The organism is Ruminococcus sp. AM31-15AC (assembly GCF_003462045.1).
GTDB lineage: Bacteria > Bacillota > Clostridia > Oscillospirales > Ruminococcaceae > Hominimerdicola > Hominimerdicola aceti.
Genome location: NZ_QTYG01000011.1, coordinates 50,857 through 73,719, shown reverse-complemented (window position 1 = coordinate 73,719; position 22,863 = coordinate 50,857). Strand labels below are relative to the sequence as shown.

Below are 22,863 nucleotides of genomic sequence, written 5' to 3'. Positions count from 1 at the left end.
AGTTCTAAGGGGGTGACCGTCAGTCCATTACCTTCTTATTATATCAAAATAAGCATAGCCTGTCACCACTGTAGTCAGCAGTTTGGACTATGCTAATATCATACCAAAGGGGTGCTTAATATGAACGATGCAAATAAAGAAACAAACGCAGCTTATGAAGAGCCGAAAAAGAAGGTGTATGTAAAGCTTATAATATTTCTTGCGTTGATAACGGCGCTGTTTATAGTTTTAGGGGCAAAGTTCGTGCTGTTTTATTACAGAACTCATGGAATTGGAGGACACTATATTTATAAGGGCTGTGATGCGGAGGTCGTTCACGTCCTACCCGAGGGGCTAACAGATGAGGCAATATCAGATGCTGTGATAAATGTTGAGTATGGTAAAGAGAAAAATGACTTCGATAAATATGACTGCTTAGCGGAAAGCCACTATCTTCTAGGCGTGCAGAATGTGGACGATACCCATTGCAAGGTGTATGTAATGAGTCTGTGCGAACGATACAGATATTCATACACCGAGAATGTCAGCGGCTCGTCAATGTGCAGAATGATAGATTTTCAAAATGAGGGCGGCGAATGGGTGATGACAGACAGTTGGCAGCCGAGGGACGGTGCAGGTTATACGGCATCAATAAAGCAAACTGTTCCCAAGGAGATCTCAGACGAGGCGGTCGATACACAGATCCACATAAAAGAGCTAATGGCGGAAAATACTAATAAGGCTAAAGATTATTTTGAAAAGTTGAATGACAGTGAGTCAGTTCATAATGCTGCTCTTTAGGTGCATTTGGCTGAATAAAACTGCGTTTGCAGAGGATATGAATAAAATGTAGCGGCAAATGATACGCCAAATGAAAATTGTGCAATGTGTATAAAAAGATAGATGAAAATAGACGAAAATTCTATATTGTAATTTGTCTGTAACCGCTTGCAAATGGCTTGAAAGTAGTGTATAATAATACTTGCGTGACTGCACAGTGTATTTAATGTACACGATGATGATATGCGATGAAGCGGAAGGTTGCTGACAGTTGGTCAGGTAATTTCCGTGGAGTATGTCCGATTTTAAACCGGGCGACTGTTAATACCGAACACAGTATGTGCTTATGCTTCTTGCGATAGCGGACAAGGTCTGCTTTAGCGTGAGTATGTGTGATGCTGTGTGCGCTGTTTTCTGAGTCCGAAAGCCTTGTGGGTTTCGGAATTTTTTATGAGAATGGCAGGGAACACACGGCAGAGTGTAAACGGGTATCAACAGAAAGCTTTTAAAGCTCGAACCTGTCAATTGCGTAAGCGATCGGCACGCCTCGATCATTTACGCAATTGACTGAGGCTTGAGTGAAAGAAAGCTGCCCCCTAAACTTTTTTAATTTGCACAAGGAGGCGATTTAAGTGGCAGTCAATGAAAAGATCAGAATCAAGATCAAGGGTTACGAGCATGCGGTTGTAGACGCAGCTGCAGCAAAGATCGTTGAGGCTGTTAAGCGTTCAGGCGCACAGGTTTCAGGTCCTATCCCACTTCCTACAGACAAAGAGGTAATCACGATCCTCAGAGCTGTACACAAGTACAAGGATAGCCGTGAGCAGTTCGAGATGAGAACTCACAAGAGACTTATCGACGTGCTCAGACCTACAAAGGAAACAACAGCAGCTCTTGAAAATCTTGAACTTCCTGCAGGCGTTAACATTGTTATGGAGATCAAGTAATCTCCAAATGAGATCGCGTGCGATCTCAAAAAACATTTAACACGCAGGTCACGTCGGACAAGTCCGACCAATAACCACATAGGAGGAAAACATAATGCAAAAGGGAATCATCGGTAAGAAAATCGGTATGACACAGATTTTCGATGAAGCAGGAAAAGTAATTCCTGTAACAGTTGTTGAAGCTGGTCCTTGCGTTGTCGTTCAGAAGAAGACAGTTGAGAATGACGGCTATGAGGCTGTTCAGCTTGGCTATGGCGACATCAGAGCGAAGAGAGTAAACAAGCCTCTTCAGGGTCACTTCAAGAAGGCTGACGTTGCAATGAAGAGAACTCTTAAGGAGTTCAGACTTGCTGACACATCAGCTCTTAATGTTGGAGATATCGTAAAGGCTGACACATTTGCTGCAGGCGACATCGTTGATGTCAGCGGTACAAGCAAGGGTCACGGATTCTCCGGTACGATCAAGCGTCACAACAACTCAAGACTTAAGGAAACTCACGGTACAGGTCCTGTACACAGACACGCAGGTTCTATGGGTGCTTGTTCATCACCTTCAAGAATCTTCAAGGGCAAGGGTATGCCTGGTCAGTACGGTAACGTAAAGGTAACTGTACAGAATCTTGAGATCGTCAAGGTAGACGCAGAAAACAATCTTATCGCAATCAAGGGCGCAATTCCTGGACCAAAGAACGGTACAGTTACAATTTGCGACTGCGTTAAGAAGGCTTAGTGGAAGGAGGAATCATAATGTCACAGATTTCAGTATTTGATATGACAGGCAAAAAGGTTGCCGACACTGAGCTTAACGATGCTATTTTCGGTATCGAGCCAAACAAGGCTATCATGCACGCTATGGTTGTAAATTATCTTGCTAACCAGAGACAGGGCACACAGTCAACTCTTACAAGAACAGAAGTAAGAGGCGGTGGTAGAAAGCCATGGAGACAGAAGGGAACAGGTCACGCAAGACAGGGTTCTATCAGAGCTCCACAGTGGGTACACGGTGGTGTTGCTCTCGGTCCTAAGCCAAGAGATTACAGCTATTCACTTAATAAAAAAGAAAGAAGACTCGGTATGAAGTCTGCACTTTCAACAAAGGTCGTTGACGAGAACCTCGTAGTTGTTGATTCAATCAAGCTCGAGAGCTACAAGACAAAGGCAGTTGTTGAGATGCTCAAGGCACTTGGTGCTGAGGGTAAGGCTCTCATCGTTACAGCAGAGTCTGACAAGACTGTTGTCAAGAGTGCAGCCAACATTCCTGGCGTTAAGACAGCTACTGTAAATACTCTCAGTGTTTACGACATTCTGAACTATGATAAGTTTATCGTTTCTTCAGAGGCTGTAAAGAAGATTGAGGAGGTTTACGCATAATGAGAACTGCTCAAGATATTATTTTAAAGCCAGTTATCACTGAAGACTCTATGGACAGACTTCAGGCTAACAGATACACTTTCAAGGTCGCTAAGGACGCTAACAAGATCGAGATCGCTAAGGCAGTTGAAGAGCTTTTCAACGTAAAGGTAGCTAAGGTAAACACGATCAGCGTTAAGGGTAAGCAGAAGAGAATGGGAAGAAGCGTAGGCTACAGACCAGACTGGAAAAAAGCGATCGTTACTCTTGAGGGTGACAAGACAATCGAATTCTTCGAGGGCTTGTTCTAAATCCTCTAAAAGAGGTGCAGCGTAAGGCTGCATTGCTCCGAAGAACTTCATGAATACCGAGAAGCCTTCGGAAAGGTCTTGCGAGGCGGCGAGGACCGCTCATCATTTCACCGCAGGACGTAAGTATGGAAGGGCGCTTGGCGTGAAAACGCTTTGACCTTTTCGCAAAACTCAGATAAGGAGTGAATTTCAAATGGCAATAAAGAGCTACAAGCCTACAACAGCCGGCAGAAGAGGTATGACAGTTACCGATTATTCCGAGCTTTCAAAGGTTGCTCCATGTAAGTCTCTGCTTGAGCCACTCAAGAAGAACTCAGGTAGAAACAGCTACGGTAGAATCACTGTTCGTCACAGAGGCGGCGGAGTAAGAAGAAAATACCGTGTAATTGATTTTAAGAGAAACAAACTCGATATGAACGCAACAGTTCTTACTATCGAGTACGATCCAAACCGTTCAGCATTCATTGCTCTTGTAGAGTATGAGGACGGCGAGAAGAGATACATCATCGCACCTTATGGTCTTAAGGTTGGTGACGTTATCAGAGCAGGCGCAGACGCAGACATCAAGCCTGGTAATGCACTTGCAATGATAAACATTCCTGTTGGTACTTTCATTCACAACATCGAGCTTTATCCTGGTAAGGGCGCACAGCTCGTTCGTTCAGCAGGAAACATGGCTCAGCTCATGGGTAAGGAAGACAACTACGCACTTGTAAGACTTCCTTCAGGCGAGATGAGAAAGGTCCCTGTAAACTGCATGGCTACAATCGGTCAGGTAGGAAACATCGACCATGAGAACGTAAATATCGGTAAGGCAGGTAGAAAGCGTCATATGGGCTGGAGACCTACCGTTAGAGGTTCTGTAATGAACCCATGCGATCACCCACACGGTGGTGGTGAGGGTCGTGCTCCAGTTGGTAGACCAACTCCAGTTACACCTTGGGGTAAGCCTACAATGGGATACAAGACCCGTGCTAAGCATCATCGCTCCGATAAGTTTATCGTAAAACGCAGAAACGGTAAGTAATGCTGAAAGGAGGCAGATGATCAATGGGTAGAAGTGTCAAGAAGGGACCATACGTACAGGAGGTCCTTTACAAGAGAGTTAAGGCAATGAACGATGCAGGCGAGAAGAAGGTGCTCAAGACATGGAGCAGAGCTTCTACAATATTCCCTGAATTCGTTGGTCACACATTCGCAGTTCACGACGGACGTAAGCACGTTCCTGTATATGTAACAGAGGACATGGTTGGTCACAAGCTGGGAGAGTTCGCTCCAACAAGAACATTCAAGGGTCATGCAGGTTCAAAGACCTCAAACAACGGTAAGTAGTGCGGAAGGAGGAATACAAATGGAAGCAAAAGCAATTCTGAGAAATGCTCGTATTGCTCCTCGTAAGGTACAGATCGTTCTCGATCTGATCAGAGGAAAAGACTATGATGTTGCAATGGCAACAGTAAAGCATACACCAAAGGCTGCAAGTGAATATCTTGAGAAGCTTCTGAAGTCCGCCGCTCACAACGCTGAGAACAACCATAACATGGATAAGAACAACCTTTACGTTGCAGAGTGCTATGTTTGTCCAGGACCGATAATGAAGAGAATCATGCCAAGAGCACAAGGCAGAGCATATAGAATCCTTAAGAGAACATCACACGTTACGATCGTTCTTAAGGAAAAGGAATAAGCTGAAAGAGGAGGTAAACTATGGGACAGAAAGTAAATCCACACGGACTTCGTGTCGGTGTGATTAAGAATTGGGACTCCCGCTGGTTTGCAGAAAAGGGTACTTTTGGCGATACACTGGTTGAGGATTACAACGTTCGTAACTTCATTCTTAAAGAGCTGAATACAAGATCAAAGAATCCAGCAGATAAGTGCGTATACGCCGGCGTTCCAAAAGTAGAGATCGAAAGATTTGCCGATAAGGACGGCGGTCAGAAGGTAAGAATCCACATCCACTGTGCAAAGCCTGGTATCGTAATAGGCAGAGGCGGCGCAGAGATCGAAAAGCTCCGTGCAAACGTTGAAAAGATGATCGGCAAGAGCGTTGCTATCAACATTGTTGAGGTAAAGCAGCCTGACATCAATGCACAGCTCGTTGCAGAAAAGATCGCACATGATCTTGAAGATAGAATCTCATTCAGAAGAGCAATGAAGCAGTCTATCGGCAGAGCAATGAAGCTCGGCGCTAAGGGTATCAAGGTTAGATGCGGCGGCCGTCTTGGCGGTGCAGAGATCGCTAGAGCAGAAACATACCACGAGGGTACAATTCCACTTCAGACGATCAGAGCTGACATCGACTATGGTACAGCTGAGGCACACACAACTTACGGTAGGATCGGCGTTAAGGTATGGATATACAGAGGCGAGGTTCTTAAGGGCGAAGTTGCTGCTTCAGACAAGAGAGAGTCAAACGACAGAAGACGCCAGAACAGAAATGGTAAGCGTGACTTCAATAAGGCTAAAAAAGAGGGAGGTAACAAGTAATGCTGCTTCCAAAGAGAGTTAAGTTCAGAAAACAGCACCGTGGCCGTATGACAGGAAAGGCTATGAGAGGTAACACAGTTTCTCACGGTGAGTATGGTCTTCAGGCTCTTCAGCCTGCTTGGATCACATCAAATCAGATCGAAGCTGCCCGTATCGCAATGACAAGATACATCAAGCGTGGCGGTCAGGTTTGGATCAAGATCTTCCCAGATAAGCCTGCAACAAGAAAGCCTCTTGGAACTCGAATGGGTAAAGGTAAGGGCGCACCTGAGTATTGGGTAGCCGTTGTTAAGCCGGGCAGAGTAATGTTCGAGATCGCAGGAGTACCTGAAGAGACAGCTAGAGAAGCAATGCGTCTTGCAATGCACAAGCTGCCTATCAAGTGTAAGTTCGTTAAAAGAGATACTCAAGAAACGGGTGGTGAGCAATAATGAAGGCTAATGAAATCAAGGATATGACAGTCGACGAGCTCAACAGCAAACTCGCTGAGCTCAAGCAGGAGCTTTTTAACCTTCGTTTCCAGCACGCTGTAAATCAGTTGGAGAATCCTAAGAGACTTCAGGCTGTGAAGAAGGATATTGCTCGTGTAAAGACATTCATTCGTAAGCAAGAGTCCAATGTTCAGTAATTTTCGAAGGGAGGATTAACTGTGAGCGAAGAGAGAAATTTGAGAAAAACCAGAGTTGGCGTTGTAGTTTCCAACAAGATGGATAAGACTATCGTAGTTGCTATCAAGGATAACGTACAGCACCCACTTTACAAGAAGATCATCAAGAGAACAGTTAAGCTTAAGGCACATGACGAAAACAATGTCTGCAATATAGGCGACAAGGTTGAAGTTATGGAAACAAGACCTCTGTCAAAGGACAAGAGATGGCGTCTTGTTAACGTTCTTGAGAAGGCTAAGTAATTAAAACGCAATAGTGCAGGTGGCAGATAACTTCTGCCGACCGCACGTTAAATTCTGAAAGGAGGAACGCACTGTGATACAAATGCAGACTTACCTGAAGGTAGCAGATAACTCCGGAGCAAAGGAGCTTATGTGCATCAGGGTACTCGGCGGAACACGCAGAAAGTATGCAAACATCGGTGACGTTGTAGTTTGTTCTGTTAAAAAGGCAACACCAGGCGGAGTTGTTAAAAAGGGCGACGTTGTTAAAGCAGTAATCGTTCGTTCAGCTAAGGGTCTTCGTCGTGCAGACGGCACATATATCCGTTTTGACGAAAACGCAGCTGTTATTATCAAAGAAGACAAGAACCCAAGAGGTACTCGTATATTTGGACCAGTAGCTAAGGAGCTCAGAGAGAAGGATTATATGAAGATCCTTTCACTTGCTCCAGAAGTTCTTTAATTGGAGGTGTCGTAACAATGAATAAGGTACACGTAAAAACAGGCGACACCGTCGTTATCCTCTCCGGTAAGGACAAGGGTAAGAAGGGCAAGATCCTGGAAGTTTCCCCTAAGGAGGGAAAGGTAATCGTTGAGGGTCTTAACATTGCTACAAAGCACGTTAAGCCAAGACGTCAGGGCGAGCAGGGCGGCATAGTTGAGGCTGAGGCTGCAATGTACGCTTCAAAGGTACAGGCAGTTTGCCCTAAGTGCGGCAAGCCAACAAGAGTCGCTCATAAGTTCCTTGAGGACGGTACTAAAGTTAGAGTCTGCAAGAACGCAGACTGCGGCGAAGAATTTTAATTAGGAGGATATTACGATGGCTAGACTTAAAGAATATTATGTTAGCGACGTAGCTCCTGCTATGATGAAGAAATTCGAATACGCTAACGTTATGCAGATCCCAAAGCTTGATAAGGTAGTTATCAACGTGGGCTGCGGCGCAGATAAGGATAACAAGAAGGTTATCGACGCTATCATGACTGATCTGGCTGCTATCACAGGACAGAAGCCGATCGTTTGTAAGGCAAAGAAGTCCGTTGCTAACTTCAAGCTCAGAGACGGACAGATCATCGGTGTTAAGGTAACACTGAGAGCTGAGAAAATGTATGAATTCGTTGACAGACTTTTCAACGTAGCATTTCCTCGTGTAAGAGATTTCAGAGGTATCAACCCTAACTCTTTCGACGGCAGAGGCAACTACTCTACTGGTCTTAAGGAGCAGCTGATCTTCCCTGAGATCGAATACGATAAGATAGATAAGGTTCGTGGTATGGATATCAACTTTATCACAACTGCAAAAACTGATGAAGAGGCAAAGGAGCTGCTTTCACTTATGGGTGCTCCATTTGCTGATAAGTAAGAGGAGGATAAAAAATGGCTAAGAAGGCTATGATCAACAAACAGCAGGCTACGCCTAAATATTCCACTCGTGCTTACAACAGATGTAAGATCTGCGGAAGACCTCACGCTTATCTGAGAAAGTTCGGCGTTTGCCGTATTTGTTTCAGAGAGTTGGCTCACGAGGGTAAGATTCCGGGAGTTAAGAAGGCTAGTTGGTAAAAGGAGGTTAACACGCATGCAAATTACTGATACAATAGCGGATCTTCTTACAAGAATCCGTAACGCAAGTACTGCGAAGCACGCAACAGTTGACGTTCCTGCATCTAATATGAAGAAGTCGATCACACAGATCCTCGTAGACGAAGGATACGTTAAGGACTTCAAGATCATTGAAGACGGTAAGCAGGGTATCATTAGAATTACTCTTAAATATGACGAGAACAGAAATCCAGTCATCACAGGACTCAGAAGAGTATCAAAGCCTGGTCTGAGAATTTACGCAAGCTGCGAGGATATGCCAAAGGTTATAAAGGGTCTTGGCATTGCTATCGTATCTACTTCAAAGGGCGTTATCACAGACAAGAAGGCTAGAGAGCTGAATGTCGGCGGAGAAGTTCTCGCATTCATCTGGTAAGGAGGACTAAGTTATGTCAAGAATAGGTATTAAGCCAATTAGTGTTCCTGCAGGTGTAGAGGTTACTGTTGCAGACGGAAACGTAGTTACAGTAAAGGGTCCTAAGGGTTCACTCACAAAAGAGTTCCACAAGGATATGATCATAAAGTGTGCAGACGGCGTGATCACAGTAGAGCGTCCTTCAGAGGATAAGCTCCACAAGTCACTGCACGGTCTGACAAGAACACTCGTACACAACATGGTAGAGGGTGTTACAGAGGGTTTCGCAAAGAAGCTTGAGATCGTTGGTGTAGGTTACAGAGCACAGAAGCAGGGTAAGAACCTTGTTCTCAACCTTGGTTTTTCTCATCAGGTAATCGTACCTGAAACAGATACTATCAAGATCGATGTACCTGACGCAAACCACATCGTAATTTCAGGTTGCGACAAGCAGGAAGTAGGTCAGTTTGCTTGTGAGATCCGTGAGAAGCGTCCACCAGAGCCTTATAAGGGTAAAGGTATTCGTTACGAAGGCGAGTATGTTATCCGTAAGGAAGGTAAGGCTGGTAAGGGCAGCAAGAAGTAATAAAAGGAGAGAATTACTATGGTTAAAAAGCTTGACAAGGCTAAGGCAAGAGCAAAAAGACATCAGAGAGTCCGCAACAAGATCAACGGAACAGCTGATTGTCCTCGCCTCAACGTATTCCGCTCCTCTAAGCATATTTATGCACAGGTTATCGACGACGTAAACGGCGTAACACTTTGCAGCGCTTCCTCAATGTCCAAGGACTTTGAAGGCAACGGCGGCAACAAGGAAGGCGCTCGTAAGGTCGGCGAAATGATCGCTCAGGCGGCTAAGGCAAAGGGCATCGAGAATGTCGTATTCGACAGAGGCGGCTACCTTTACCACGGACGTGTTCAGGAGTTGGCAGACGGAGCCCGTGAAGGCGGACTTAAGTTCTAAAGAGGAGGGTAAACATTGGCTTTAATAGATGCTTCAAACATGGAACTTACTGAAAAGGTCGTTGCAATTAACAGAGTATCAAAGACTGTTAAGGGCGGCCGTATAATGAAGTTCTCAGTCCTCGTAGTAGTAGGCGACGGAAACGGAGTAGTAGGTTTCGGAATCGGTAAATCAGGAGAAGTTCCTGACGCAATCAGAAAGGCAATCCAGGACGCCAAGAAGAACCTTATCAGAATTTCACTTAAGGGAACAACGATCCCACACGAAATTATCGGTAAGTTCGGTGCAGGCGAGGTTCTTCTCAAGCCTGCAGCACCAGGTACTGGAGTTATCGCAGGCGGCACAGTAAGAGCCGTTGTAGAAGCTGCTGGAATTAAGGATATCAGAGCTAAGCAGCTCCGTTCAAACAATCCTTACAACGCAGTAAGAGCTACAATAAGCGGTCTTGCTAACATCAGAAGCGCTGAAACAGTAGCAGCTCTCAGAGGCAAGACAGTTAAAGAAATTACAGGCTAAGGAGGATAACAGTTATGGCAATAAACATCGAACTGATAAAGAGCCTTAACGGAAGAAGCGATAAGCAGGTCGCTACCGCTAATTCACTGGGTCTCAGAAAAATCGGGGATAAGACTTGTCAGCCTGACAATCCTCAGACAAAGGGAAAGGTAAAGGTTATCTCCCATCTTATTAAAGTAACTGAAGCATAAGGAGGTGCAATCTGAATGAAACTGCACGAATTATCACCTGTTGCAGGCTCCGTAAAGGAGAGCAAGCGCAAGGGCAGAGGTCACGGTTCTGGTAACGGAAAGACCGCAGGCAAGGGACATAAGGGTCAGAAGGCTCGTTCCGGCGGCGGAATAAGACCGGGCTTTGAAGGCGGACAGACAATGCTCGCAAGAAGAATCCCTAAGCGTGGATTCAACAATATTTTCGCAACAAAGTATGCTATCGTAAATGTATCTGATCTTGATAGATTTGTTGACGGCACAGTTGTTGATACTGAGCTTCTTAAAGCTTCAGGCATCATCAAGAAGGAACTTGACGGCGTCAAGATCCTCGGAAACGGCGAATTAACTAAAAACCTTACCGTTAAGGCTGCTAAGTTCTCAGCAGCTGCTAAGGAAAAGATTGAAAAGGCAGGCGGGAAGGTTGAGGTGATGTAATTGTGATAGAGACATTTCGTAATGCCTGGAGAGTTCCGGAATTAAGAAAAAAACTTCTATTTACTTTTTTCATCATCATCATCTACAGAGTCGGCGGTACAGTTCCTGTACCTTACCTTGACTCAGCCGCATTGTCAGCATGGTTTGAACAGAGTGCTTCGTCAGGTGACTTTTTCAGCTATCTGAACGTTCTGTCAGGAGGTAACTTTTCAAAAGCTACTCTCTTGGCGCTCTCCGTTTCACCTTATATCAATGCACAAATTATCATTCAGCTTCTGACCTACGCTCTCCCACCGCTGGAAAGACTCCAGAAGGAAGGTCCTGAGGGTAGAAAGAAACTCAACAAGATAACAAAGTATGCGTCACTTGCTATTGCTATCTTCCAGGCGTGGGCATATTACCTCACCATGAAGAAAGCGGGTGCTTGTGTTTACACAGAGGGCTTTAGCAAGATATTCGCAGAGATAGTTATTATCGCTTGCTTTACAGCAGGTGCGTCACTGACGATCTGGCTCGGTGATGAGATCAACGAGAAGGGTATCGGAAACGGTATCTCAATGCTCCTGTTCGCAGGTATCATTGCAAGAGGTCCTTCAGCAGTTATCGGTCTGTTCGATTACATGAAGACAGGCGAGGCTAAGAACATCATTCTCGTAATTGCTATCCTTGTTGTATTCATTCTGATGATAGGCTTTATCATCTTTATGAACGAGGCTGAAAGAAGAATACCGATACAGTACGCTAAGAGAGTAGTCGGCAGAAAACAGTACGGCGGTCAGAATACTTTTATTCCGATCAAGATCGCAATGAGCGGCGTTATGCCTATCATCTTTGCAATGGCTTTCATGTCACTGCCTTCAACACTCAAAATGTTCATTGAACCAAAGAGCGGAAGCTTCTACGATCACTTCCTTCACTGGTTCGAGTACACTCATCCGTTCTACGCTTGTCTGTACTTTGTGCTGATAATCGGCTTCAACTATTTCTATGTTTCAATGCAGTATAATCCACTTGAGATCGCAAACAACCTCAGACAGAACAACGGTGGTATCCCTGGTATCAGACCTGGTAGACCAACTTCCGATTATCTTAAGAAGGTTCTGTCAAAGATAACTTTGGTAGGAGCTGTGTTCCTCGGAATAATCGCTATCTTCCCTATTATCTTCACTTCGATCACAAAGATGAATATTGCAATGGGCGGTACTTCGATACTCATCGTTGTATCAGTTGCTCTTGAAACTGCAAGAACTATGGAATCTCAGATGATGATGCGTCATCATAAGGGCTTCCTTGAATAAACCATAGGCTTTACGTTTGAGATAAAAAGGAGTTAAAAATGAATATTATTCTTTTAGGCGCTCCCGGTGCGGGAAAAGGAACTCAGGCTGAGGTTATCTGCAAGGCTCTGAACATTCCTACTATTTCTACAGGCAATATGCTCAGAGCTGCTGTTAAGGCTGGCACTGAGTACGGTCTCAAGGCTAAGGCTGCTATGGACGCAGGCGACCTTGTATCAGACGATATCGTAATTGGTATCCTCAAGGACAGGATCGCTGAGCCTGACGCTCAGAACGGTTTCATTCTGGACGGTTTTCCAAGAACAGTTCCTCAGGCTGAGGCTCTTGACGCTATGGGCGTTAAGATAGACAAGGTCATAGAGATATATGTTCCTGACGAGACTATTCAGCAGAGACTTTCAGGCAGAAGAGTTTGCCTCGACTGTGGCGCTACTTACCACACAGCTTTCAAGCCTTCAAAGGTAGAGGGCGTGTGTGATGTTTGCGGAAAGCCGATCGTTATCCGTAAGGACGACGAGCCTGCAACAGTTATCAGCAGACTTCAGACATATCACAAATCAACCGCTCCTCTTAAAGATTACTACGGTAAGCAGGGTAAGCTCGTTACCGTTGAGGGACAGGATAAGGTAGAGGACACTTCAAAGCTTGTTCTCGAAGCTGTTAAGGCATAGATCCGAGGCGTTTTTAATGATATGCGTTAAATCCAATAAAGAGATCGAGAAAATGCAGAAGGCGGGCGCAATAACCGCCGGAGCATTGATCGCTGTGGGCGAGGCTATCAGACCAGGTATGACTACCTACGAGCTTGATAAAGTCGTTCACAGATATATCACTTCTCATGGTGCAAAGCCAAGCTTCCTTGGCTACGGCGGATTTCCAGGCTCAGCCTGCATTTCCGTCAACGATGAGATAATCCATGGTATCCCCGGTCCACGCAAGCTTTGCGAGGGCGACATAGTTTCAGTAGACGTTGGTGCTTACATTGACGGCTATCACGGAGATTCCTGCAAGACCTTTGCTGTAGGCAAGATTTCCCCTGAAGCAGAGGCTCTGATGAAGTCCACCGAAGAAAGTCTGTATCTTGCAATAGATATGGTAAAGCCGGGCGTTAGACTTGGCGACCTGGGTGCGGCGATTCAGAAATACAATGAGGACAACGGCTACTCCGTTGTAAGACAGTTCGTAGGTCACGGTGTGGGCAAAAACCTGCACGAAGATCCGGAAGTTCCAAACTATGGCAAGGCTGGTCACGGCATCAGACTTGTGGCAGGTATGGTAATAGCCATAGAGCCTATGATAAACATGGGTACGGCTGATATCAAGACAATGCCTGACGGTTGGACTGTCAAGACAAAAGACGGAAAGTGGGCGGCTCATTTTGAGCATACAATCGCAGTTACTCCTGACGGGGCAGTTATCCTGACCAAAGTATGACGGAGAAAAGCGTTGTAGATATACCGATCGGTTCAGTGGTGCTTGCGAACGCAGGCCGTGATAAGGGCAGATATTTTGTTGCGGTAGCTGCCAGCGGCGGTTTTGTGTATATCGCAGACGGCAAGGAGCGTAAGCTTGAAAAGCCAAAGCGTAAAAACATAAAACACATTTCACCTGCGGGCGTCAACATCAGCACTGATGAGCTGACAAACAGGAAATTAAGACGGCTGATACAAGGTTTTGACCCAAACCGTGTTACAGCAGACCAAAACCTTTTAGATGGGGAGGTTTTTTAATGTCAAAGGAAGACGTTATCGAACTTGAGGGAACGGTAATTGAGGCTAAGCCAAATGCAACGTTTCTGGTAGAACTTTCAAACGGTCATAAAATCCTTGCTCATATTTCGGGTAAGCTGCGTATGAATTATATTCGTATCGTACCCGGAGATAAGGTAACGGTCGAAATGTCACCGTATGACTTGACAAAGGGAAGAATCACATGGAGAGCTAAGTAAGCTTTCCCGTAAGTTTAAGAATTTTTAATTCTTGTCGCTAAATTCAAAGGAGGTATTTCAATGAAAGTAAGACCTTCAGTTAAGCCTATCTGCGAGAAGTGCAAGGTAATCAAGAGAAAAGGCAAGGTTATGGTAATCTGCCAGAATCCTAAGCACAAACAACGTCAGGGCTAACAAACCAATAATGGAGGTGCAGCTAAATAATGGCTCGTATTGCTGGTATCGACCTGCCAAAGGATAAGAGAATTGAAATTGCTCTTACTTATATCTATGGTATAGGTCAGAAAACTGCTACTAAGATTCTTAATGAAACAGGCGTAAATCCTGACACAAGAGTTAAGGATATGTCTGAGGACGATGTAGCTAAATTGCGTGAATATATTGACCATAACATCACTGTTGAGGGTGACCTCAGAAGAAATGTTGCGCTCAATATCAAGAGATTGACAGAAATCGGTTGTTATCGTGGTCTTCGTCACAGAAGAGGTCTCCCAGTTAGAGGTCAGAGAACAAAGACCAACGCAAGAACTCGTAAGGGTCCTGTAAAGACAATCGCTAATAAGAAGAAGTAAGGAGGGTGTGAACAATGGCTCAGGCTAAGAAGAAGACTACTATTCGTCGTCGTCGTGAAAGAAAGAACATTGAACAGGGACAGGTTCATATCCAGTCTACTTTTAACAACACTATCGTAACTATTACAGATATGCAGGGCAATGCTATTTCTTGGGCATCTGCCGGCGGACTCGGCTTCAGAGGTTCTAAGAAGTCTACTCCATTCGCTGCTCAGACAGCTGCTGAAACTGCTGCAAGAGCTGCTAAGGAGCATGGCCTTAAGACAGTTGAAGTTTTTGTAAAGGGACCTGGTGCTGGCCGTGAGGCTGCAATCAGAGCTTTGCAGTCTGAGGATCTTGAAGTTAGACTTATCAAGGATGTAACTCCGATCCCTCACAATGGATGCCGTCCTCCAAAGAGAAGACGTGTATAGTTTATAAGACAATTTGAGTTTGTAGTTTACTCAAAGTCGGGTAAGCAATTCGGCTAAGACCCGATAACATTTAGAAAACGGAGGTATTTACCATGGCAGTAAATAGAGAACCAATACTCAAGAGATGTAAATCTCTCGGAATCAGCCCAGCAGTTATGGGTATCGCTAAGGAAACAAAGCGTGATCCTAACGCTAACAAGAGAAAGAAAGTTTCAGAATACGGTATGCAGCTTAAGGAAAAGCAGAAGCTCAAGTTCATCTACGGCGTTCTTGAGAAGCAGTTCCGTCACCTGTTCGAGCTTGCTGAGAAAATGGAGGGTCAGGCCGGTGCTAACCTCATTACTCTTCTCGAGTCAAGACTTGACAATGTTGTATACAGAATGGGTCTTTCAATGACAAGAAGAGAGGCTCGTCAGCTCGTTGTTCACGGTCATTATCTTGTTAACGGCAAGAGAGTTGACATTCCTTCTTACAGAATCAAGGAAGGCGATGTTATCTCACTTAAGGAAAACAGCAAGAAGAGCGAGAAGTTCAAGCAGATCATTGAGGCTAACGCTTCAAAGGCAGCTCCTACATGGCTTGATGTAAACAAGGACAACCAGACAGCTAAGGTTCTTCGTATGCCTGTTAAGGAAGACCTTGACTATGACATCGAGGAGCACCTCATCGTCGAGTTGTATTCTAAATAATGTATTGATAGTGGTTCTTACGGTATGCACTCTTCGGGAGTGCGTATCGGAGAAATACTTGATATGTTTTTGGAAGTGTATGTGTTATTGATCATATAAAACAATCGAGTTTGAAAACAGGAGGGTCTTAAATGCTTGAAAAAATAGAAAAGCCTGAAATCGAAACAGCCGAGCTAAAGAGCAACGGAACATACGGCAAGTTTATTCTCGAGCCTCTGGAGCGTGGCTATGGTATTACGCTCGGAAATAGTCTGAGACGTGTACTGCTCTCCTCTTTGCCAGGCGTCGCCGTTACATCGGTAAAGATCGACGGTGTACACCACGAACTATCAACAATTCCCGGAGTTAAGGAAGATGTTACTGAGATCATTCTTAACCTCAAGGGTTTAACTGCAAAGCTTTACGGCGAGGGTCCTAAGACTATCTACATTGAGGCCGAGGGCGAGTGCGTTGTCACTGCCGGCGACATCAAGACAGATTCTGAGGTGGACATTCTTGTTCCTGATATGCACATTGCAACTTTGGGACCGGGCGCAAAGCTTTATATGGAAATTGTCATCGACAGAGGTCGTGGATATGTTTCTGCGGAAAAGAACAAGGCGCTTATGCCTAACGCCCCTATTGGTGTTATTGCAGTAGACAGTATTTATACGCCTGTATTAAAGGTGAACTTCACGGTTGACAACACCCGTGTTGGACAGATCACCGATTTTGATAAGCTGACATTGGAGGTTTGGACCGACGGTACTATCTCCGCTAAGGAAGCTGTATCAATGGCAGCCAAACTCCTCAACGAGCATCTGAATCTCTTTGTTGATCTCTCAGAAGAGACTAACGTTGTAGAGATGATGGTTGAAAAGGATGAAAAGGGCAAGGAAAAGATCCTTGAGATGACCATTGAGGAACTTGACTTATCTGTGCGTTCATTTAACTGTCTGAAGCGTGCAGGAATTAACACGGTTAACGATTTGATTGAAAAGTCTGCTGAAGAAATGATGAAGGTAAGAAACCTTGGTAAGAAGTCATTCGACGAGGTCAAGGAAAAGCTTCATTCATTGGGTTACGACCTTAATTCAGAGGACGATAATTAAAGTAAGGAGTGAAAATCTATGCCAGGCACAAGAAAGCTGGGAAGAACTAGCGACCAGAGAAAAGCAATGCTCAGAGCTATGGTTACTTATCTTCTCGAAAACGGTAAGATTGAAACCACTGTAACAAGAGCTAAGGAAGTTGCTGCTATGACTGAGAAAATGATTACTCTCGGCAAGGCAGGCGACCTTCACTCAAAGCGTCAGGTACTTTCTTATGTAACTAAGGAAGACGTAGCTAAGAAGCTGTTTGACAACATTGCACCTCATATGAGGCAGAAACGGCGGCTATACAAAGATCATCAAGATCGGACCACGTCGTGGCGACGCTGCTGAAATGGCTATCATTCAGTTGGTTTAATAAATTTTGCATAGCATTCAAGGCTGTATCCGTAAGGGTACAGCCTTTTTATGTGCTAATATGGGGCTTTGTATTTGAGTATAGGCGGGCGAACGCAGTTCGTCCCTATGTTTGTTGCGGTTGCTTGTGCTTATTTTAGAAGCTCGTTGCCTAAAAGGTCAATGAATTTCTTGCCTGCTATGCCGTTTTGTGAATAGCTGTGGTTTTTGAGTATATTGTTCACTGCTTTCTGAGTACCTGCACCGAAAATATCGTTTTTATCAAGGTTGATATTGTGCATACCCTTTTTCTTTGCAAGCATAAGAAGATATTTCAGTGCAAGGACACCATTGCCTTTATCGCCTTTTTTGTAGCCAGTGGTATCGAGATTTTTTGCGTTGGAAGGGTAAAGGTTAAGGCACTTTTTCTTCATTATGGCAGGGTAGTCTTTGTAGGCGTAGTTGCAATCACAGCGGTCGGAAACACCGTTTACAGTTCCTTTGCTTGTATACTGCCACATTCCATAGTTTGATATGGCAGGCTTTGCAACGTCAAAGTGTGCCACCCAAATGTCGTAGCGGTTTTTTACGGAGTCTGATACTTTGCGCTTGAAAAAGTTTGCGTAGCTGTAGACAGCCGCATAGTAGCCTTTATTTTCAAGATAGTCGCAGAAGGCTTCTATAATTTTGTTTATGGCAGCGTTTGGAAGTTCACTTTGGGAAGCGTCCTCGATATCAAAGGCGAGGGGATATTCAAACTTCTTGCCTTTGACCGCTTCAAGAAAAGTTTTCGCTTCCGCAAGTGCATCGGCTTCTGTGAGGGCGTAGGAATACCAGTATGTGCCGATATTAAGACCAGCTTTTCTGGCGGCGGCGTAGTTCTTCTCGAAATTTTCGTCTTTTTGACTGATGTACTTGCCGTAGCCTGCGTTTATCATCACAAAGCTGTAACCCTGTGACTTCACCTTGTCAAAATCTATTCTCCCCTGCCAATGGGAAACGTCTATGCCCTTAGCTTTTTCCATTGCCGTCACCTCCAGATTTTTTTGCCGTCTGTACGCCAAAGTAAAATGATATCACCACGGTGAAAACTGTGATGAACTGCTCTCCGCTGACTATCCCTTTCAGCGTGAGGATACAGAACACGCTTGTCATAAGCAGTGTGACAAGCGATTTTACGTCAATGAGCTTTGCGAGTTTTTCTTTCATGAATATCTCTCCCTTTCCATGTCTGTTATCTTTTGTTCCGCTGCCGCCATTCTTGAGATAAGTGCGTTATGCTCGGAAACTGTTTGTTCCAGCCTATCTATTCTATATATAATAAGCCGTTCGGTGGCTTCCTGTGATTTTTTGTTTTCTTTAGCTCCCGAACGAGCTATTATAAGCTGGCAGGCTATGCTGGCGGCCGCCGCTATGAACGCTGCTATAACTGCTTCCATGTTTATCACCTCCTACTTATCCCGAAAAAGAGGTGTTTTGTTGCATAAAAAATGCAACAATTGCAGAATTGTTGCCAAATTAAAATATAAATCATTTGTTTGCACAGTTTTGGTGCGGCACTTTTGTGCATTGGTCACATACTTTCATGAACAGAAAAGATATTTGTTAAGACGTAAAAAAACCACAGCTGAGTTTACATTCAGCCGTGGTTTTTGTTTTTAGTATGGTCTTATCTCTCAGGCAGAAGCATTGCAGCCGCAATATATGCGATAACGCCCGCACCGCCTGCACAGCCTATAAGCACTGCACAGATTCTGACTATGTTCACGTCGATGTTGAAATACTCGGCTAGTCCTGCGCAAACGCCTGAAATTATCCTGCCTTCTCTTAATTTGTAAAGTGGCTTTGCCATTTCTATCACTCCTTATCTGAAATTAAGCGAAATTTCGCCGATACCGTTGTCAATGTCAAGTTTTATTTTGTAGTGAAGCTCGTTCTCTTCTGTTGTGCTATTTATTTTCACTTTGCTGTCTGATTTTATCTTATAGTCGTTTTTGCAGCCATCGATATCAAAATTTATACTTCCTATGCCGCCGTCTATCTCAGCGTCACCGAGAAGCTTTCCTGCAAAGTCTGTTTCGCCTACTCCGCAGTCAAAGTCGGAATCGTTGAAGGTGCAGTCTTTGAAAACTGTTTTTCCTACTCCTAGGTCAAAGTCGGCTTCATTTTTGCAGGTGACGTTAATGACCTCTGAGCTTCCTGCACCGAAATCTATGTCGAGGTTTTCACAGGTCAGATCTGAAAGCTTCATTTGTCCTGCGCCTGCGTCTATCTTTACAGTGTCAAACGCTTTTTCAGGAAGCTCTATAGTCAGCGTAGGCTGACTTCCGTCAAAGGAGATATATCCGCCTTTAAGGTGCAAAAGGCTGTCGGCGGTCTTGACCTGAAGCTTGCTGTTTGATGACGAAAAATTTATCTTCTCTGGAAGATTTTCTCCTGTGACGTGGATATTTTCGTCACTGCTCTTTTTGATGTTGAGATCCCCTGCGGAGAAGTCGATCTCCATATTATCTATAGTGGCAACCTCAAAAGTTTCGTTGTAGGAATAACGCTTGCCAAGCTTTTGGTGTTTGTGACCTTGATAAGCACCACGCCCACAATGAAAAGCACTATGCCGATAATAAATATCGTCAAAAAAAATGGGAAACGTCTGCGTTTTACGTCGCCTGTGTTATCATATTTTGCCATTACGCCACCGCCTTTGAGCTTACAAACCTATGGACAAAGTTTGTGAATTTGTTGAAAAGGCTTACACAGCCACGCCATATGCACCTTATAACAGGCATTACAATCATGCCTCCAAGTCCGATACAAATAAGTCCTGCACCGATAAGGGCAATGCCTGCGGGATAGACCGTGAAAAGCGTTACTATACCGCCTATTGTAAGGGAGAAGCCTGTTGCGAAAACTGCAATTATTATGCTTAAAAGTGCGCAAAGTATCGCCAAGGCTATTGCGGCAAAGGCACACATAAGGCTGAACCATATTGGGCTTGTTATGATTATAACAAGAAGCTTTGAGAGAGAATTGCTGTTCTGTGGCACATTATTGTCAGTATCACGAGCCTGTGAGGGGTCAGCGGCGGCTTCCATTTGAAATACCGAGTCGCCTTGTGGGTGTATGCCACTGTCTTGCAAAATTTTGTTGGCAAGCTCTTCGGGCGAGCCGAGGTTTGCGGCAGTTTCAGCTTCATGGGCTGTTCCTGCATCAAGGAATATCTCCTCATAAAACCCCATTGCGTCATTTATTTCATCTTCGGCAAGTCCGCCGTCTTCAAGCAGTCTGCGCAGCCGGGTAAGATACTCAAGTCTGTTCATGTGTTTTCTCCACCTTTTTCTAATAATATACGGTCTACCATATTCTTATGCTTCTTCCACTCTCTGCGGTATTCTTCAAGAGCTTTTTCTCCCTTTGGGGTAACATGATAATAACGTCTGTTCCTGCCCATATATTCCTTATCGTAGGTTTCAAGCAGCTCGTTTTTTTGAAGCCGTTTCAGTACAGGATACAAGGTGGATTCTGAAACGTCCACCGCACTGCGTATGAACTGCGTTATCTCATATCCATAGGTATCCTCTCTGTCTACCACTGACAGTACCATGGAATCAAGCAGTCCTGCACTTATTGGAAAGCCCATTTACTCTCTCCTCTCTTTAGTCAGCTCAGTTATTATATAGATCTATAATACTATATCGTTGAATATATTATACGTCATATAATATTATTTGTCAAGGGGTAAAATCAATTTTTTTGTTATCATCACTTTATGCGAGTTAGTTTAGAATAATTGTTTGTTGAAAATTCCTAGACAGCCTTGAAGAAGCTTCTGCGCACATGGATATTTCCCATATGCCTGCGAGAGTAAAGTGCGCAATGCTTGGCTGGCGGACGCTTTCTGAGGCGCTGAAAGGTAAATAGGGTATAAAAATGCCGCTGAGAGAGTTCTCAGCGGTCTTTTTCTATTCTGCTTTAGAAGTATTTTCTTTTTTCATCTTGCTGTCAGCCTTTGAACTATCATTCTTTTTGCTCTCAGCGGATTTTTCTTCCGTGTCCTTTATGGAACTTGCAAGGTGGGTGAAGTCGGGGAGCTTATCCCTTGTTAGAGTGAGATTGTTGTTATACATCTTGATAAGCTCGGCGGCGGTGTTGTTTTCTTCAGCAAGCTTGCCGTCATCGGTCATAAGATAATTTCCGCCCCATTGACCTATGAACGCCCACATGGCTTTTTCGTCTGCAATGCTCTGTATGTCAGGGAAGCTTCCACATTCGCTCATTGCAATAGGCTTGTTCTTTGATATGCTTTGCAGGAAAAGCATTATGTTCACCTGTGCGTCCTTATTGCCGTCGTCATAAACATCGCAGGAAAGCACGTCGCAGTATTCGTCTCCCACATACCAATCGGCATTCTGTGCTGACCATACCCATATGAGATTGTTCAGCTTGTGGTATTTCGTCTGACGCTCGTACATAAGCTTCCAAAGCCATTTGTAGGCTTCCTTGTCATTGCCCCACCAGAAATCACCGTTGCTGGCTTCGTGGAGCGGTCGCCAAAGCACTGCTATTCCCTCATCACGGAGGGTGGAGAGTTTCTCAGATACGGTGTCGATATCCTGAACGACAGCGACACATTCTTTGCTTACCTTGCCGTCCTTTTGAAGCTTTTTGATATCCTCAAGGCTGAGTTGTGCAATATTTTCCTTTGTAACTGCCTTTTTGATGTCAAAATCCGTCTGGTCGGCATAATATTCACGCTTGTCGTCAGGGGCAGCCCAGTGCCACATATAGCCCACTATGCCGTCCTTTGAAGCCCAATCCATGGCGATGTTCATCTCGGTGTCGGTGGTAATGCTGTCCTTTTCAGTGGCAAGCATAAGGTCGCCAAAACGTATTGCAGGGTATTTTCCTGTGGTTTTGTATATCATGTCTGTTTCAGCAGATGTGCCGATGGTGTCATGCTGACCCAAAAGCACCTGCTTGCCGTAGCTTTCGCAAAGATACTGATAAAGCGCTTTTGCGTTGTAGTCGGAGTCTTTGTTTGAAAGAGCAGGCTTTGATATAGTAAGGTCAAGCTTTGATATATCCTCGCTTGCGGTGAGTGTCAGGCAGTCAACGTCAAGTCCGCCGTCCACAGGGATAACGGATATTGCCGTCTTGCCTTTTTCTATGTAGATATTCTTGAAAGTCACCTTTTCAAACTTGCCCGAGCCGCTGGCTGAGAAATCCTGAAGCTTTTTACCGTTCACAGCTATGCCGTTCACGCACGGCACATCGGAAGCCACTGTTATGGTAAGGTTATAATACTGTGAGTCGGTAAGCTCGATCTCTCTTGACCAATCTTCCTCAGCGGAAATGTTCGTCACATAACCCTTGCCCTTGTAGCCCTTGCGGTCGCTTTTTACTTTCGCCTTGCCTGAAACTGAGCCTGTTTCGGCTTCAACGCTTTTTGTAAATTTAACATAAGGTATGGCGTTTGCCACTATCTTTGTTTCTTCGTAGCTTTTTAAAGCCTGCTCGTCAGCCTTGCTGTCATCGTTTGTCTGTTTCTTTGTTGTGGTTACAACAGATGTTTTTTCGGGGGCGGTCATGCTCTCGTTTCTGCCTATCTGCACTCCGCAGCCTGACAGCGTGCAAATTGCTGCAACAGCCGCTGCCATTATCCGATAATGTCTCATTTCAATATCCTCTC

41 protein-coding genes and 1 pseudogene are annotated in these 22,863 nt (G+C 44.7%); 33 read left to right on the top strand and 9 right to left on the bottom strand.

The annotated features are described in order from the left end of the window. Nucleotides 1-120: 120 nt before the first annotated feature. From DW793_RS05180 to rplQ, 33 genes and pseudogenes are all read left to right on the top strand, one after another. Nucleotides 121-780 carry a hypothetical protein gene (locus DW793_RS05180; protein ID WP_118157260.1) on the top strand — a complete coding sequence of 220 codons (660 nt, stop codon included), beginning with the start codon at nucleotides 121-123 and terminating at the stop codon, nucleotides 778-780. Between the two features lie 611 nt (nucleotides 781-1,391). After that, nucleotides 1,392-1,706, top strand: a complete 315-nt coding sequence (gene rpsJ / locus DW793_RS05175; RefSeq protein WP_022286999.1) for a 30S ribosomal protein S10 — start codon at nucleotides 1,392-1,394, stop codon at nucleotides 1,704-1,706. Nucleotides 1,707-1,800: 94 nt separating this feature from the next. After that, nucleotides 1,801-2,436, top strand: coding sequence for a 50S ribosomal protein L3 (gene rplC / locus DW793_RS05170; protein WP_022286998.1), 636 nt, complete (start codon nucleotides 1,801-1,803; stop codon nucleotides 2,434-2,436). Nucleotides 2,437-2,453: 17 nt separating this feature from the next. Continuing rightward, entirely contained in the window at nucleotides 2,454-3,077 is a 624-nt protein-coding gene (gene rplD / locus DW793_RS05165; RefSeq protein WP_038672642.1) for a 50S ribosomal protein L4, read from the top strand. After that, a complete protein-coding gene (gene rplW / locus DW793_RS05160) occupies nucleotides 3,077-3,367 on the top strand; it encodes a 50S ribosomal protein L23 (RefSeq protein WP_038672640.1) in 291 nt (96 codons plus the stop codon). Before rplD ends, rplW begins: the two co-directional genes overlap by 1 nt. A 193-nt stretch (nucleotides 3,368-3,560) precedes the next feature. Beyond that, nucleotides 3,561-4,394 (top strand): 50S ribosomal protein L2, encoded by an 834-nt coding sequence (rplB, locus tag DW793_RS05155; protein ID WP_022286995.1) that lies wholly within the window; start codon nucleotides 3,561-3,563, stop codon nucleotides 4,392-4,394. Between the two features lie 23 nt (nucleotides 4,395-4,417). Continuing rightward, entirely contained in the window at nucleotides 4,418-4,699 is a 282-nt protein-coding gene (gene rpsS, locus DW793_RS05150) for a 30S ribosomal protein S19 (protein ID WP_022286994.1), read from the top strand. A gap of 19 nt (nucleotides 4,700-4,718) precedes the next feature. Further along, the gene (gene rplV, locus DW793_RS05145; protein WP_022286993.1) at nucleotides 4,719-5,054 is read left to right on the top strand and encodes a 50S ribosomal protein L22; all 336 of its coding nucleotides are present in this window, start codon (nucleotides 4,719-4,721) and stop codon (nucleotides 5,052-5,054) included. Between the two features lie 20 nt (nucleotides 5,055-5,074). After that, nucleotides 5,075-5,857, top strand: coding sequence for a 30S ribosomal protein S3 (gene rpsC, locus DW793_RS05140; protein ID WP_022286992.1), 783 nt, complete (start codon nucleotides 5,075-5,077; stop codon nucleotides 5,855-5,857). Next, a complete protein-coding gene (rplP, locus tag DW793_RS05135; RefSeq protein WP_022286991.1) occupies nucleotides 5,857-6,288 on the top strand; it encodes a 50S ribosomal protein L16 in 432 nt (143 codons plus the stop codon). The genes rpsC and rplP overlap by 1 nt, the downstream gene beginning before the upstream one ends. Beyond that, complete coding sequence (gene rpmC, locus DW793_RS05130) at nucleotides 6,288-6,485, top strand: 50S ribosomal protein L29 (RefSeq protein ID WP_022286990.1); 198 nt, start codon at nucleotides 6,288-6,290, stop codon at nucleotides 6,483-6,485. Before rplP ends, rpmC begins: the two co-directional genes overlap by 1 nt. A 21-nt stretch (nucleotides 6,486-6,506) precedes the next feature. After that, entirely contained in the window at nucleotides 6,507-6,767 is a 261-nt protein-coding gene (rpsQ, locus tag DW793_RS05125) for a 30S ribosomal protein S17 (RefSeq protein WP_022286989.1), read from the top strand. 73 nt (nucleotides 6,768-6,840) lie between these two features. Further along, entirely contained in the window at nucleotides 6,841-7,209 is a 369-nt protein-coding gene (gene rplN, locus DW793_RS05120) for a 50S ribosomal protein L14 (RefSeq protein WP_022286988.1), read from the top strand. A gap of 17 nt (nucleotides 7,210-7,226) precedes the next feature. After that, nucleotides 7,227-7,550 (top strand): 50S ribosomal protein L24, encoded by a 324-nt coding sequence (gene rplX / locus DW793_RS05115; RefSeq protein WP_118157259.1) that lies wholly within the window; start codon nucleotides 7,227-7,229, stop codon nucleotides 7,548-7,550. A 16-nt stretch (nucleotides 7,551-7,566) separates the two neighbouring features. Then, complete coding sequence (gene rplE, locus DW793_RS05110; protein ID WP_022286986.1) at nucleotides 7,567-8,109, top strand: 50S ribosomal protein L5; 543 nt, start codon at nucleotides 7,567-7,569, stop codon at nucleotides 8,107-8,109. 14 nt (nucleotides 8,110-8,123) lie between these two features. Further along, a complete protein-coding gene (locus DW793_RS05105) occupies nucleotides 8,124-8,309 on the top strand; it encodes a type Z 30S ribosomal protein S14 (protein ID WP_022286985.1) in 186 nt (61 codons plus the stop codon). 16 nt (nucleotides 8,310-8,325) lie between these two features. Then, nucleotides 8,326-8,724 (top strand): 30S ribosomal protein S8, encoded by a 399-nt coding sequence (rpsH, locus tag DW793_RS05100; protein ID WP_022286984.1) that lies wholly within the window; start codon nucleotides 8,326-8,328, stop codon nucleotides 8,722-8,724. A 13-nt stretch (nucleotides 8,725-8,737) separates the two neighbouring features. Then, a complete protein-coding gene (gene rplF / locus DW793_RS05095) occupies nucleotides 8,738-9,289 on the top strand; it encodes a 50S ribosomal protein L6 (protein ID WP_117897935.1) in 552 nt (183 codons plus the stop codon). A gap of 18 nt (nucleotides 9,290-9,307) precedes the next feature. Next, nucleotides 9,308-9,667 (top strand): 50S ribosomal protein L18, encoded by a 360-nt coding sequence (gene rplR / locus DW793_RS05090; protein ID WP_022286982.1) that lies wholly within the window; start codon nucleotides 9,308-9,310, stop codon nucleotides 9,665-9,667. Nucleotides 9,668-9,682: 15 nt separating this feature from the next. Beyond that, nucleotides 9,683-10,183: a 30S ribosomal protein S5 gene (gene rpsE / locus DW793_RS05085; protein WP_022286981.1), complete on the top strand. Its 501-nt coding sequence runs from the start codon at nucleotides 9,683-9,685 to the stop codon at nucleotides 10,181-10,183. A gap of 14 nt (nucleotides 10,184-10,197) precedes the next feature. After that, nucleotides 10,198-10,374, top strand: coding sequence for a 50S ribosomal protein L30 (gene rpmD, locus DW793_RS05080; RefSeq protein WP_022286980.1), 177 nt, complete (start codon nucleotides 10,198-10,200; stop codon nucleotides 10,372-10,374). Between the two features lie 15 nt (nucleotides 10,375-10,389). Further along, the gene (rplO, locus tag DW793_RS05075) at nucleotides 10,390-10,830 is read left to right on the top strand and encodes a 50S ribosomal protein L15 (RefSeq protein WP_022286979.1); all 441 of its coding nucleotides are present in this window, start codon (nucleotides 10,390-10,392) and stop codon (nucleotides 10,828-10,830) included. Nucleotides 10,831-10,832: 2 nt separating this feature from the next. Next, a complete protein-coding gene (secY, locus tag DW793_RS05070) occupies nucleotides 10,833-12,128 on the top strand; it encodes a preprotein translocase subunit SecY (RefSeq protein WP_117877703.1) in 1,296 nt (431 codons plus the stop codon). Between the two features lie 38 nt (nucleotides 12,129-12,166). After that, a complete protein-coding gene (locus DW793_RS05065) occupies nucleotides 12,167-12,799 on the top strand; it encodes an adenylate kinase (protein WP_022286977.1) in 633 nt (210 codons plus the stop codon). A gap of 16 nt (nucleotides 12,800-12,815) precedes the next feature. Beyond that, on the top strand, nucleotides 12,816-13,562 hold the full coding sequence (gene map / locus DW793_RS05060) for a type I methionyl aminopeptidase (protein ID WP_118157258.1): 747 nt from the start codon (nucleotides 12,816-12,818) through the stop codon (nucleotides 13,560-13,562). After that, the gene (locus DW793_RS05055) at nucleotides 13,559-13,858 is read left to right on the top strand and encodes a KOW domain-containing RNA-binding protein (RefSeq protein ID WP_022286975.1); all 300 of its coding nucleotides are present in this window, start codon (nucleotides 13,559-13,561) and stop codon (nucleotides 13,856-13,858) included. The genes map and DW793_RS05055 overlap by 4 nt, the downstream gene beginning before the upstream one ends. Beyond that, a complete protein-coding gene (infA, locus tag DW793_RS05050) occupies nucleotides 13,858-14,076 on the top strand; it encodes a translation initiation factor IF-1 (protein WP_022286974.1) in 219 nt (72 codons plus the stop codon). The genes DW793_RS05055 and infA overlap by 1 nt, the downstream gene beginning before the upstream one ends. Nucleotides 14,077-14,136: 60 nt before the next feature. Continuing rightward, on the top strand, nucleotides 14,137-14,250 hold the full coding sequence (rpmJ, locus tag DW793_RS05045) for a 50S ribosomal protein L36 (RefSeq protein WP_022286973.1): 114 nt from the start codon (nucleotides 14,137-14,139) through the stop codon (nucleotides 14,248-14,250). Between the two features lie 29 nt (nucleotides 14,251-14,279). After that, entirely contained in the window at nucleotides 14,280-14,648 is a 369-nt protein-coding gene (rpsM, locus tag DW793_RS05040; RefSeq protein ID WP_022286972.1) for a 30S ribosomal protein S13, read from the top strand. A 14-nt stretch (nucleotides 14,649-14,662) separates the two neighbouring features. Then, nucleotides 14,663-15,061 carry a 30S ribosomal protein S11 gene (gene rpsK, locus DW793_RS05035; RefSeq protein WP_022286971.1) on the top strand — a complete coding sequence of 133 codons (399 nt, stop codon included), beginning with the start codon at nucleotides 14,663-14,665 and terminating at the stop codon, nucleotides 15,059-15,061. A 92-nt stretch (nucleotides 15,062-15,153) separates the two neighbouring features. Then, nucleotides 15,154-15,750 (top strand): 30S ribosomal protein S4, encoded by a 597-nt coding sequence (rpsD, locus tag DW793_RS05030; protein WP_022286970.1) that lies wholly within the window; start codon nucleotides 15,154-15,156, stop codon nucleotides 15,748-15,750. A gap of 131 nt (nucleotides 15,751-15,881) precedes the next feature. Beyond that, nucleotides 15,882-16,841, top strand: a complete 960-nt coding sequence (locus DW793_RS05025) for a DNA-directed RNA polymerase subunit alpha (RefSeq protein WP_022286969.1) — start codon at nucleotides 15,882-15,884, stop codon at nucleotides 16,839-16,841. An 18-nt stretch (nucleotides 16,842-16,859) separates the two neighbouring features. After that, a pseudogene (gene rplQ / locus DW793_RS05020) lies at nucleotides 16,860-17,199 on the top strand (50S ribosomal protein L17). Nucleotides 17,200-17,329: 130 nt separating this feature from the next. Here rplQ and DW793_RS05015 read toward each other — a convergent pair. The 9 genes from DW793_RS05015 to DW793_RS04975 all read right to left on the bottom strand — a co-directional run bounded on the left by DW793_RS05015 (nucleotide 17,330) and on the right by DW793_RS04975 (nucleotide 22,849). Then, nucleotides 17,330-18,202, bottom strand: a complete 873-nt coding sequence (locus tag DW793_RS05015) for a glycoside hydrolase family 25 protein (protein WP_118157257.1) — start codon at nucleotides 18,200-18,202, stop codon at nucleotides 17,330-17,332. Further along, the gene (locus DW793_RS05010; RefSeq protein ID WP_038672628.1) at nucleotides 18,189-18,386 is read right to left on the bottom strand and encodes a hypothetical protein; all 198 of its coding nucleotides are present in this window, start codon (nucleotides 18,384-18,386) and stop codon (nucleotides 18,189-18,191) included. Before DW793_RS05010 ends, DW793_RS05015 begins: the two co-directional genes overlap by 14 nt. Next, on the bottom strand, nucleotides 18,383-18,616 hold the full coding sequence (locus tag DW793_RS05005; protein WP_038672626.1) for a hypothetical protein: 234 nt from the start codon (nucleotides 18,614-18,616) through the stop codon (nucleotides 18,383-18,385). Before DW793_RS05005 ends, DW793_RS05010 begins: the two co-directional genes overlap by 4 nt. A gap of 230 nt (nucleotides 18,617-18,846) precedes the next feature. Further along, nucleotides 18,847-19,029 (bottom strand): PspC domain-containing protein, encoded by a 183-nt coding sequence (locus DW793_RS05000; protein ID WP_038672624.1) that lies wholly within the window; start codon nucleotides 19,027-19,029, stop codon nucleotides 18,847-18,849. A 12-nt stretch (nucleotides 19,030-19,041) separates the two neighbouring features. Then, complete coding sequence (locus DW793_RS04995; RefSeq protein ID WP_118157256.1) at nucleotides 19,042-19,683, bottom strand: DUF4097 family beta strand repeat-containing protein; 642 nt, start codon at nucleotides 19,681-19,683, stop codon at nucleotides 19,042-19,044. 5 nt (nucleotides 19,684-19,688) lie between these two features. Then, a complete protein-coding gene (locus DW793_RS14570; protein WP_181988294.1) occupies nucleotides 19,689-19,865 on the bottom strand; it encodes a hypothetical protein in 177 nt (58 codons plus the stop codon). Beyond that, nucleotides 19,865-20,494 carry a DUF1700 domain-containing protein gene (locus DW793_RS04990; RefSeq protein WP_118157255.1) on the bottom strand — a complete coding sequence of 210 codons (630 nt, stop codon included), beginning with the start codon at nucleotides 20,492-20,494 and terminating at the stop codon, nucleotides 19,865-19,867. Before DW793_RS04990 ends, DW793_RS14570 begins: the two co-directional genes overlap by 1 nt. Further along, nucleotides 20,491-20,814 carry a PadR family transcriptional regulator gene (locus DW793_RS04985; RefSeq protein ID WP_002851767.1) on the bottom strand — a complete coding sequence of 108 codons (324 nt, stop codon included), beginning with the start codon at nucleotides 20,812-20,814 and terminating at the stop codon, nucleotides 20,491-20,493. The genes DW793_RS04990 and DW793_RS04985 overlap by 4 nt, the downstream gene beginning before the upstream one ends. Nucleotides 20,815-21,136: 322 nt before the next feature. Continuing rightward, nucleotides 21,137-22,849 (bottom strand): glycosyl hydrolase, encoded by a 1,713-nt coding sequence (locus DW793_RS04975; protein ID WP_118157254.1) that lies wholly within the window; start codon nucleotides 22,847-22,849, stop codon nucleotides 21,137-21,139. Between the last annotated feature and the right edge of the window lie 14 nt (nucleotides 22,850-22,863).

Coding starts and splice junctions, on each gene's coding strand:
- map (WP_118157258.1), top strand. CDS start 12,816: ATGATATGCGTTAAATCCAATAAAGAGATCGAGAAAATGCAGAAGGCG.
- rpsK (WP_022286971.1), top strand. CDS start 14,663: ATGGCTCAGGCTAAGAAGAAGACTACTATTCGTCGTCGTCGTGAAAGA.
- rplW (WP_038672640.1), top strand. CDS start 3,077: ATGAGAACTGCTCAAGATATTATTTTAAAGCCAGTTATCACTGAAGAC.
- DW793_RS05005 (WP_038672626.1), bottom strand. CDS start 18,616: ATGGAAGCAGTTATAGCAGCGTTCATAGCGGCGGCCGCCAGCATAGCC.
- rpmC (WP_022286990.1), top strand. CDS start 6,288: ATGAAGGCTAATGAAATCAAGGATATGACAGTCGACGAGCTCAACAGC.
- rpmD (WP_022286980.1), top strand. CDS start 10,198: ATGGCAATAAACATCGAACTGATAAAGAGCCTTAACGGAAGAAGCGAT.
- rplP (WP_022286991.1), top strand. CDS start 5,857: ATGCTGCTTCCAAAGAGAGTTAAGTTCAGAAAACAGCACCGTGGCCGT.
- DW793_RS04990 (WP_118157255.1), bottom strand. CDS start 20,494: ATGAACAGACTTGAGTATCTTACCCGGCTGCGCAGACTGCTTGAAGAC.
- rplC (WP_022286998.1), top strand. CDS start 1,801: ATGCAAAAGGGAATCATCGGTAAGAAAATCGGTATGACACAGATTTTC.
- rpsC (WP_022286992.1), top strand. CDS start 5,075: ATGGGACAGAAAGTAAATCCACACGGACTTCGTGTCGGTGTGATTAAG.
- DW793_RS05015 (WP_118157257.1), bottom strand. CDS start 18,202: ATGGAAAAAGCTAAGGGCATAGACGTTTCCCATTGGCAGGGGAGAATA.
- DW793_RS04995 (WP_118157256.1), bottom strand. CDS start 19,683: ATGGAGATCGACTTCTCCGCAGGGGATCTCAACATCAAAAAGAGCAGT.
- rpsS (WP_022286994.1), top strand. CDS start 4,418: ATGGGTAGAAGTGTCAAGAAGGGACCATACGTACAGGAGGTCCTTTAC.
- DW793_RS05000 (WP_038672624.1), bottom strand. CDS start 19,029: ATGGCAAAGCCACTTTACAAATTAAGAGAAGGCAGGATAATTTCAGGC.
- rpsM (WP_022286972.1), top strand. CDS start 14,280: ATGGCTCGTATTGCTGGTATCGACCTGCCAAAGGATAAGAGAATTGAA.
- DW793_RS05180 (WP_118157260.1), top strand. CDS start 121: ATGAACGATGCAAATAAAGAAACAAACGCAGCTTATGAAGAGCCGAAA.
- rplR (WP_022286982.1), top strand. CDS start 9,308: ATGGTTAAAAAGCTTGACAAGGCTAAGGCAAGAGCAAAAAGACATCAG.
- rplX (WP_118157259.1), top strand. CDS start 7,227: ATGAATAAGGTACACGTAAAAACAGGCGACACCGTCGTTATCCTCTCC.
- rplO (WP_022286979.1), top strand. CDS start 10,390: ATGAAACTGCACGAATTATCACCTGTTGCAGGCTCCGTAAAGGAGAGC.
- DW793_RS05105 (WP_022286985.1), top strand. CDS start 8,124: ATGGCTAAGAAGGCTATGATCAACAAACAGCAGGCTACGCCTAAATAT.
- rplB (WP_022286995.1), top strand. CDS start 3,561: ATGGCAATAAAGAGCTACAAGCCTACAACAGCCGGCAGAAGAGGTATG.
- infA (WP_022286974.1), top strand. CDS start 13,858: ATGTCAAAGGAAGACGTTATCGAACTTGAGGGAACGGTAATTGAGGCT.
- DW793_RS14570 (WP_181988294.1), bottom strand. CDS start 19,865: ATGGCAAAATATGATAACACAGGCGACGTAAAACGCAGACGTTTCCCA.
- rplV (WP_022286993.1), top strand. CDS start 4,719: ATGGAAGCAAAAGCAATTCTGAGAAATGCTCGTATTGCTCCTCGTAAG.
- DW793_RS04975 (WP_118157254.1), bottom strand. CDS start 22,849: ATGAGACATTATCGGATAATGGCAGCGGCTGTTGCAGCAATTTGCACG.
- DW793_RS05025 (WP_022286969.1), top strand. CDS start 15,882: ATGCTTGAAAAAATAGAAAAGCCTGAAATCGAAACAGCCGAGCTAAAG.
- rplF (WP_117897935.1), top strand. CDS start 8,738: ATGTCAAGAATAGGTATTAAGCCAATTAGTGTTCCTGCAGGTGTAGAG.
- DW793_RS05055 (WP_022286975.1), top strand. CDS start 13,559: ATGACGGAGAAAAGCGTTGTAGATATACCGATCGGTTCAGTGGTGCTT.
- rpmJ (WP_022286973.1), top strand. CDS start 14,137: ATGAAAGTAAGACCTTCAGTTAAGCCTATCTGCGAGAAGTGCAAGGTA.
- rplE (WP_022286986.1), top strand. CDS start 7,567: ATGGCTAGACTTAAAGAATATTATGTTAGCGACGTAGCTCCTGCTATG.
- DW793_RS04985 (WP_002851767.1), bottom strand. CDS start 20,814: ATGGGCTTTCCAATAAGTGCAGGACTGCTTGATTCCATGGTACTGTCA.
- rpsD (WP_022286970.1), top strand. CDS start 15,154: ATGGCAGTAAATAGAGAACCAATACTCAAGAGATGTAAATCTCTCGGA.
- rpsH (WP_022286984.1), top strand. CDS start 8,326: ATGCAAATTACTGATACAATAGCGGATCTTCTTACAAGAATCCGTAAC.
- rplD (WP_038672642.1), top strand. CDS start 2,454: ATGTCACAGATTTCAGTATTTGATATGACAGGCAAAAAGGTTGCCGAC.
- DW793_RS05065 (WP_022286977.1), top strand. CDS start 12,167: ATGAATATTATTCTTTTAGGCGCTCCCGGTGCGGGAAAAGGAACTCAG.
- DW793_RS05010 (WP_038672628.1), bottom strand. CDS start 18,386: ATGAAAGAAAAACTCGCAAAGCTCATTGACGTAAAATCGCTTGTCACA.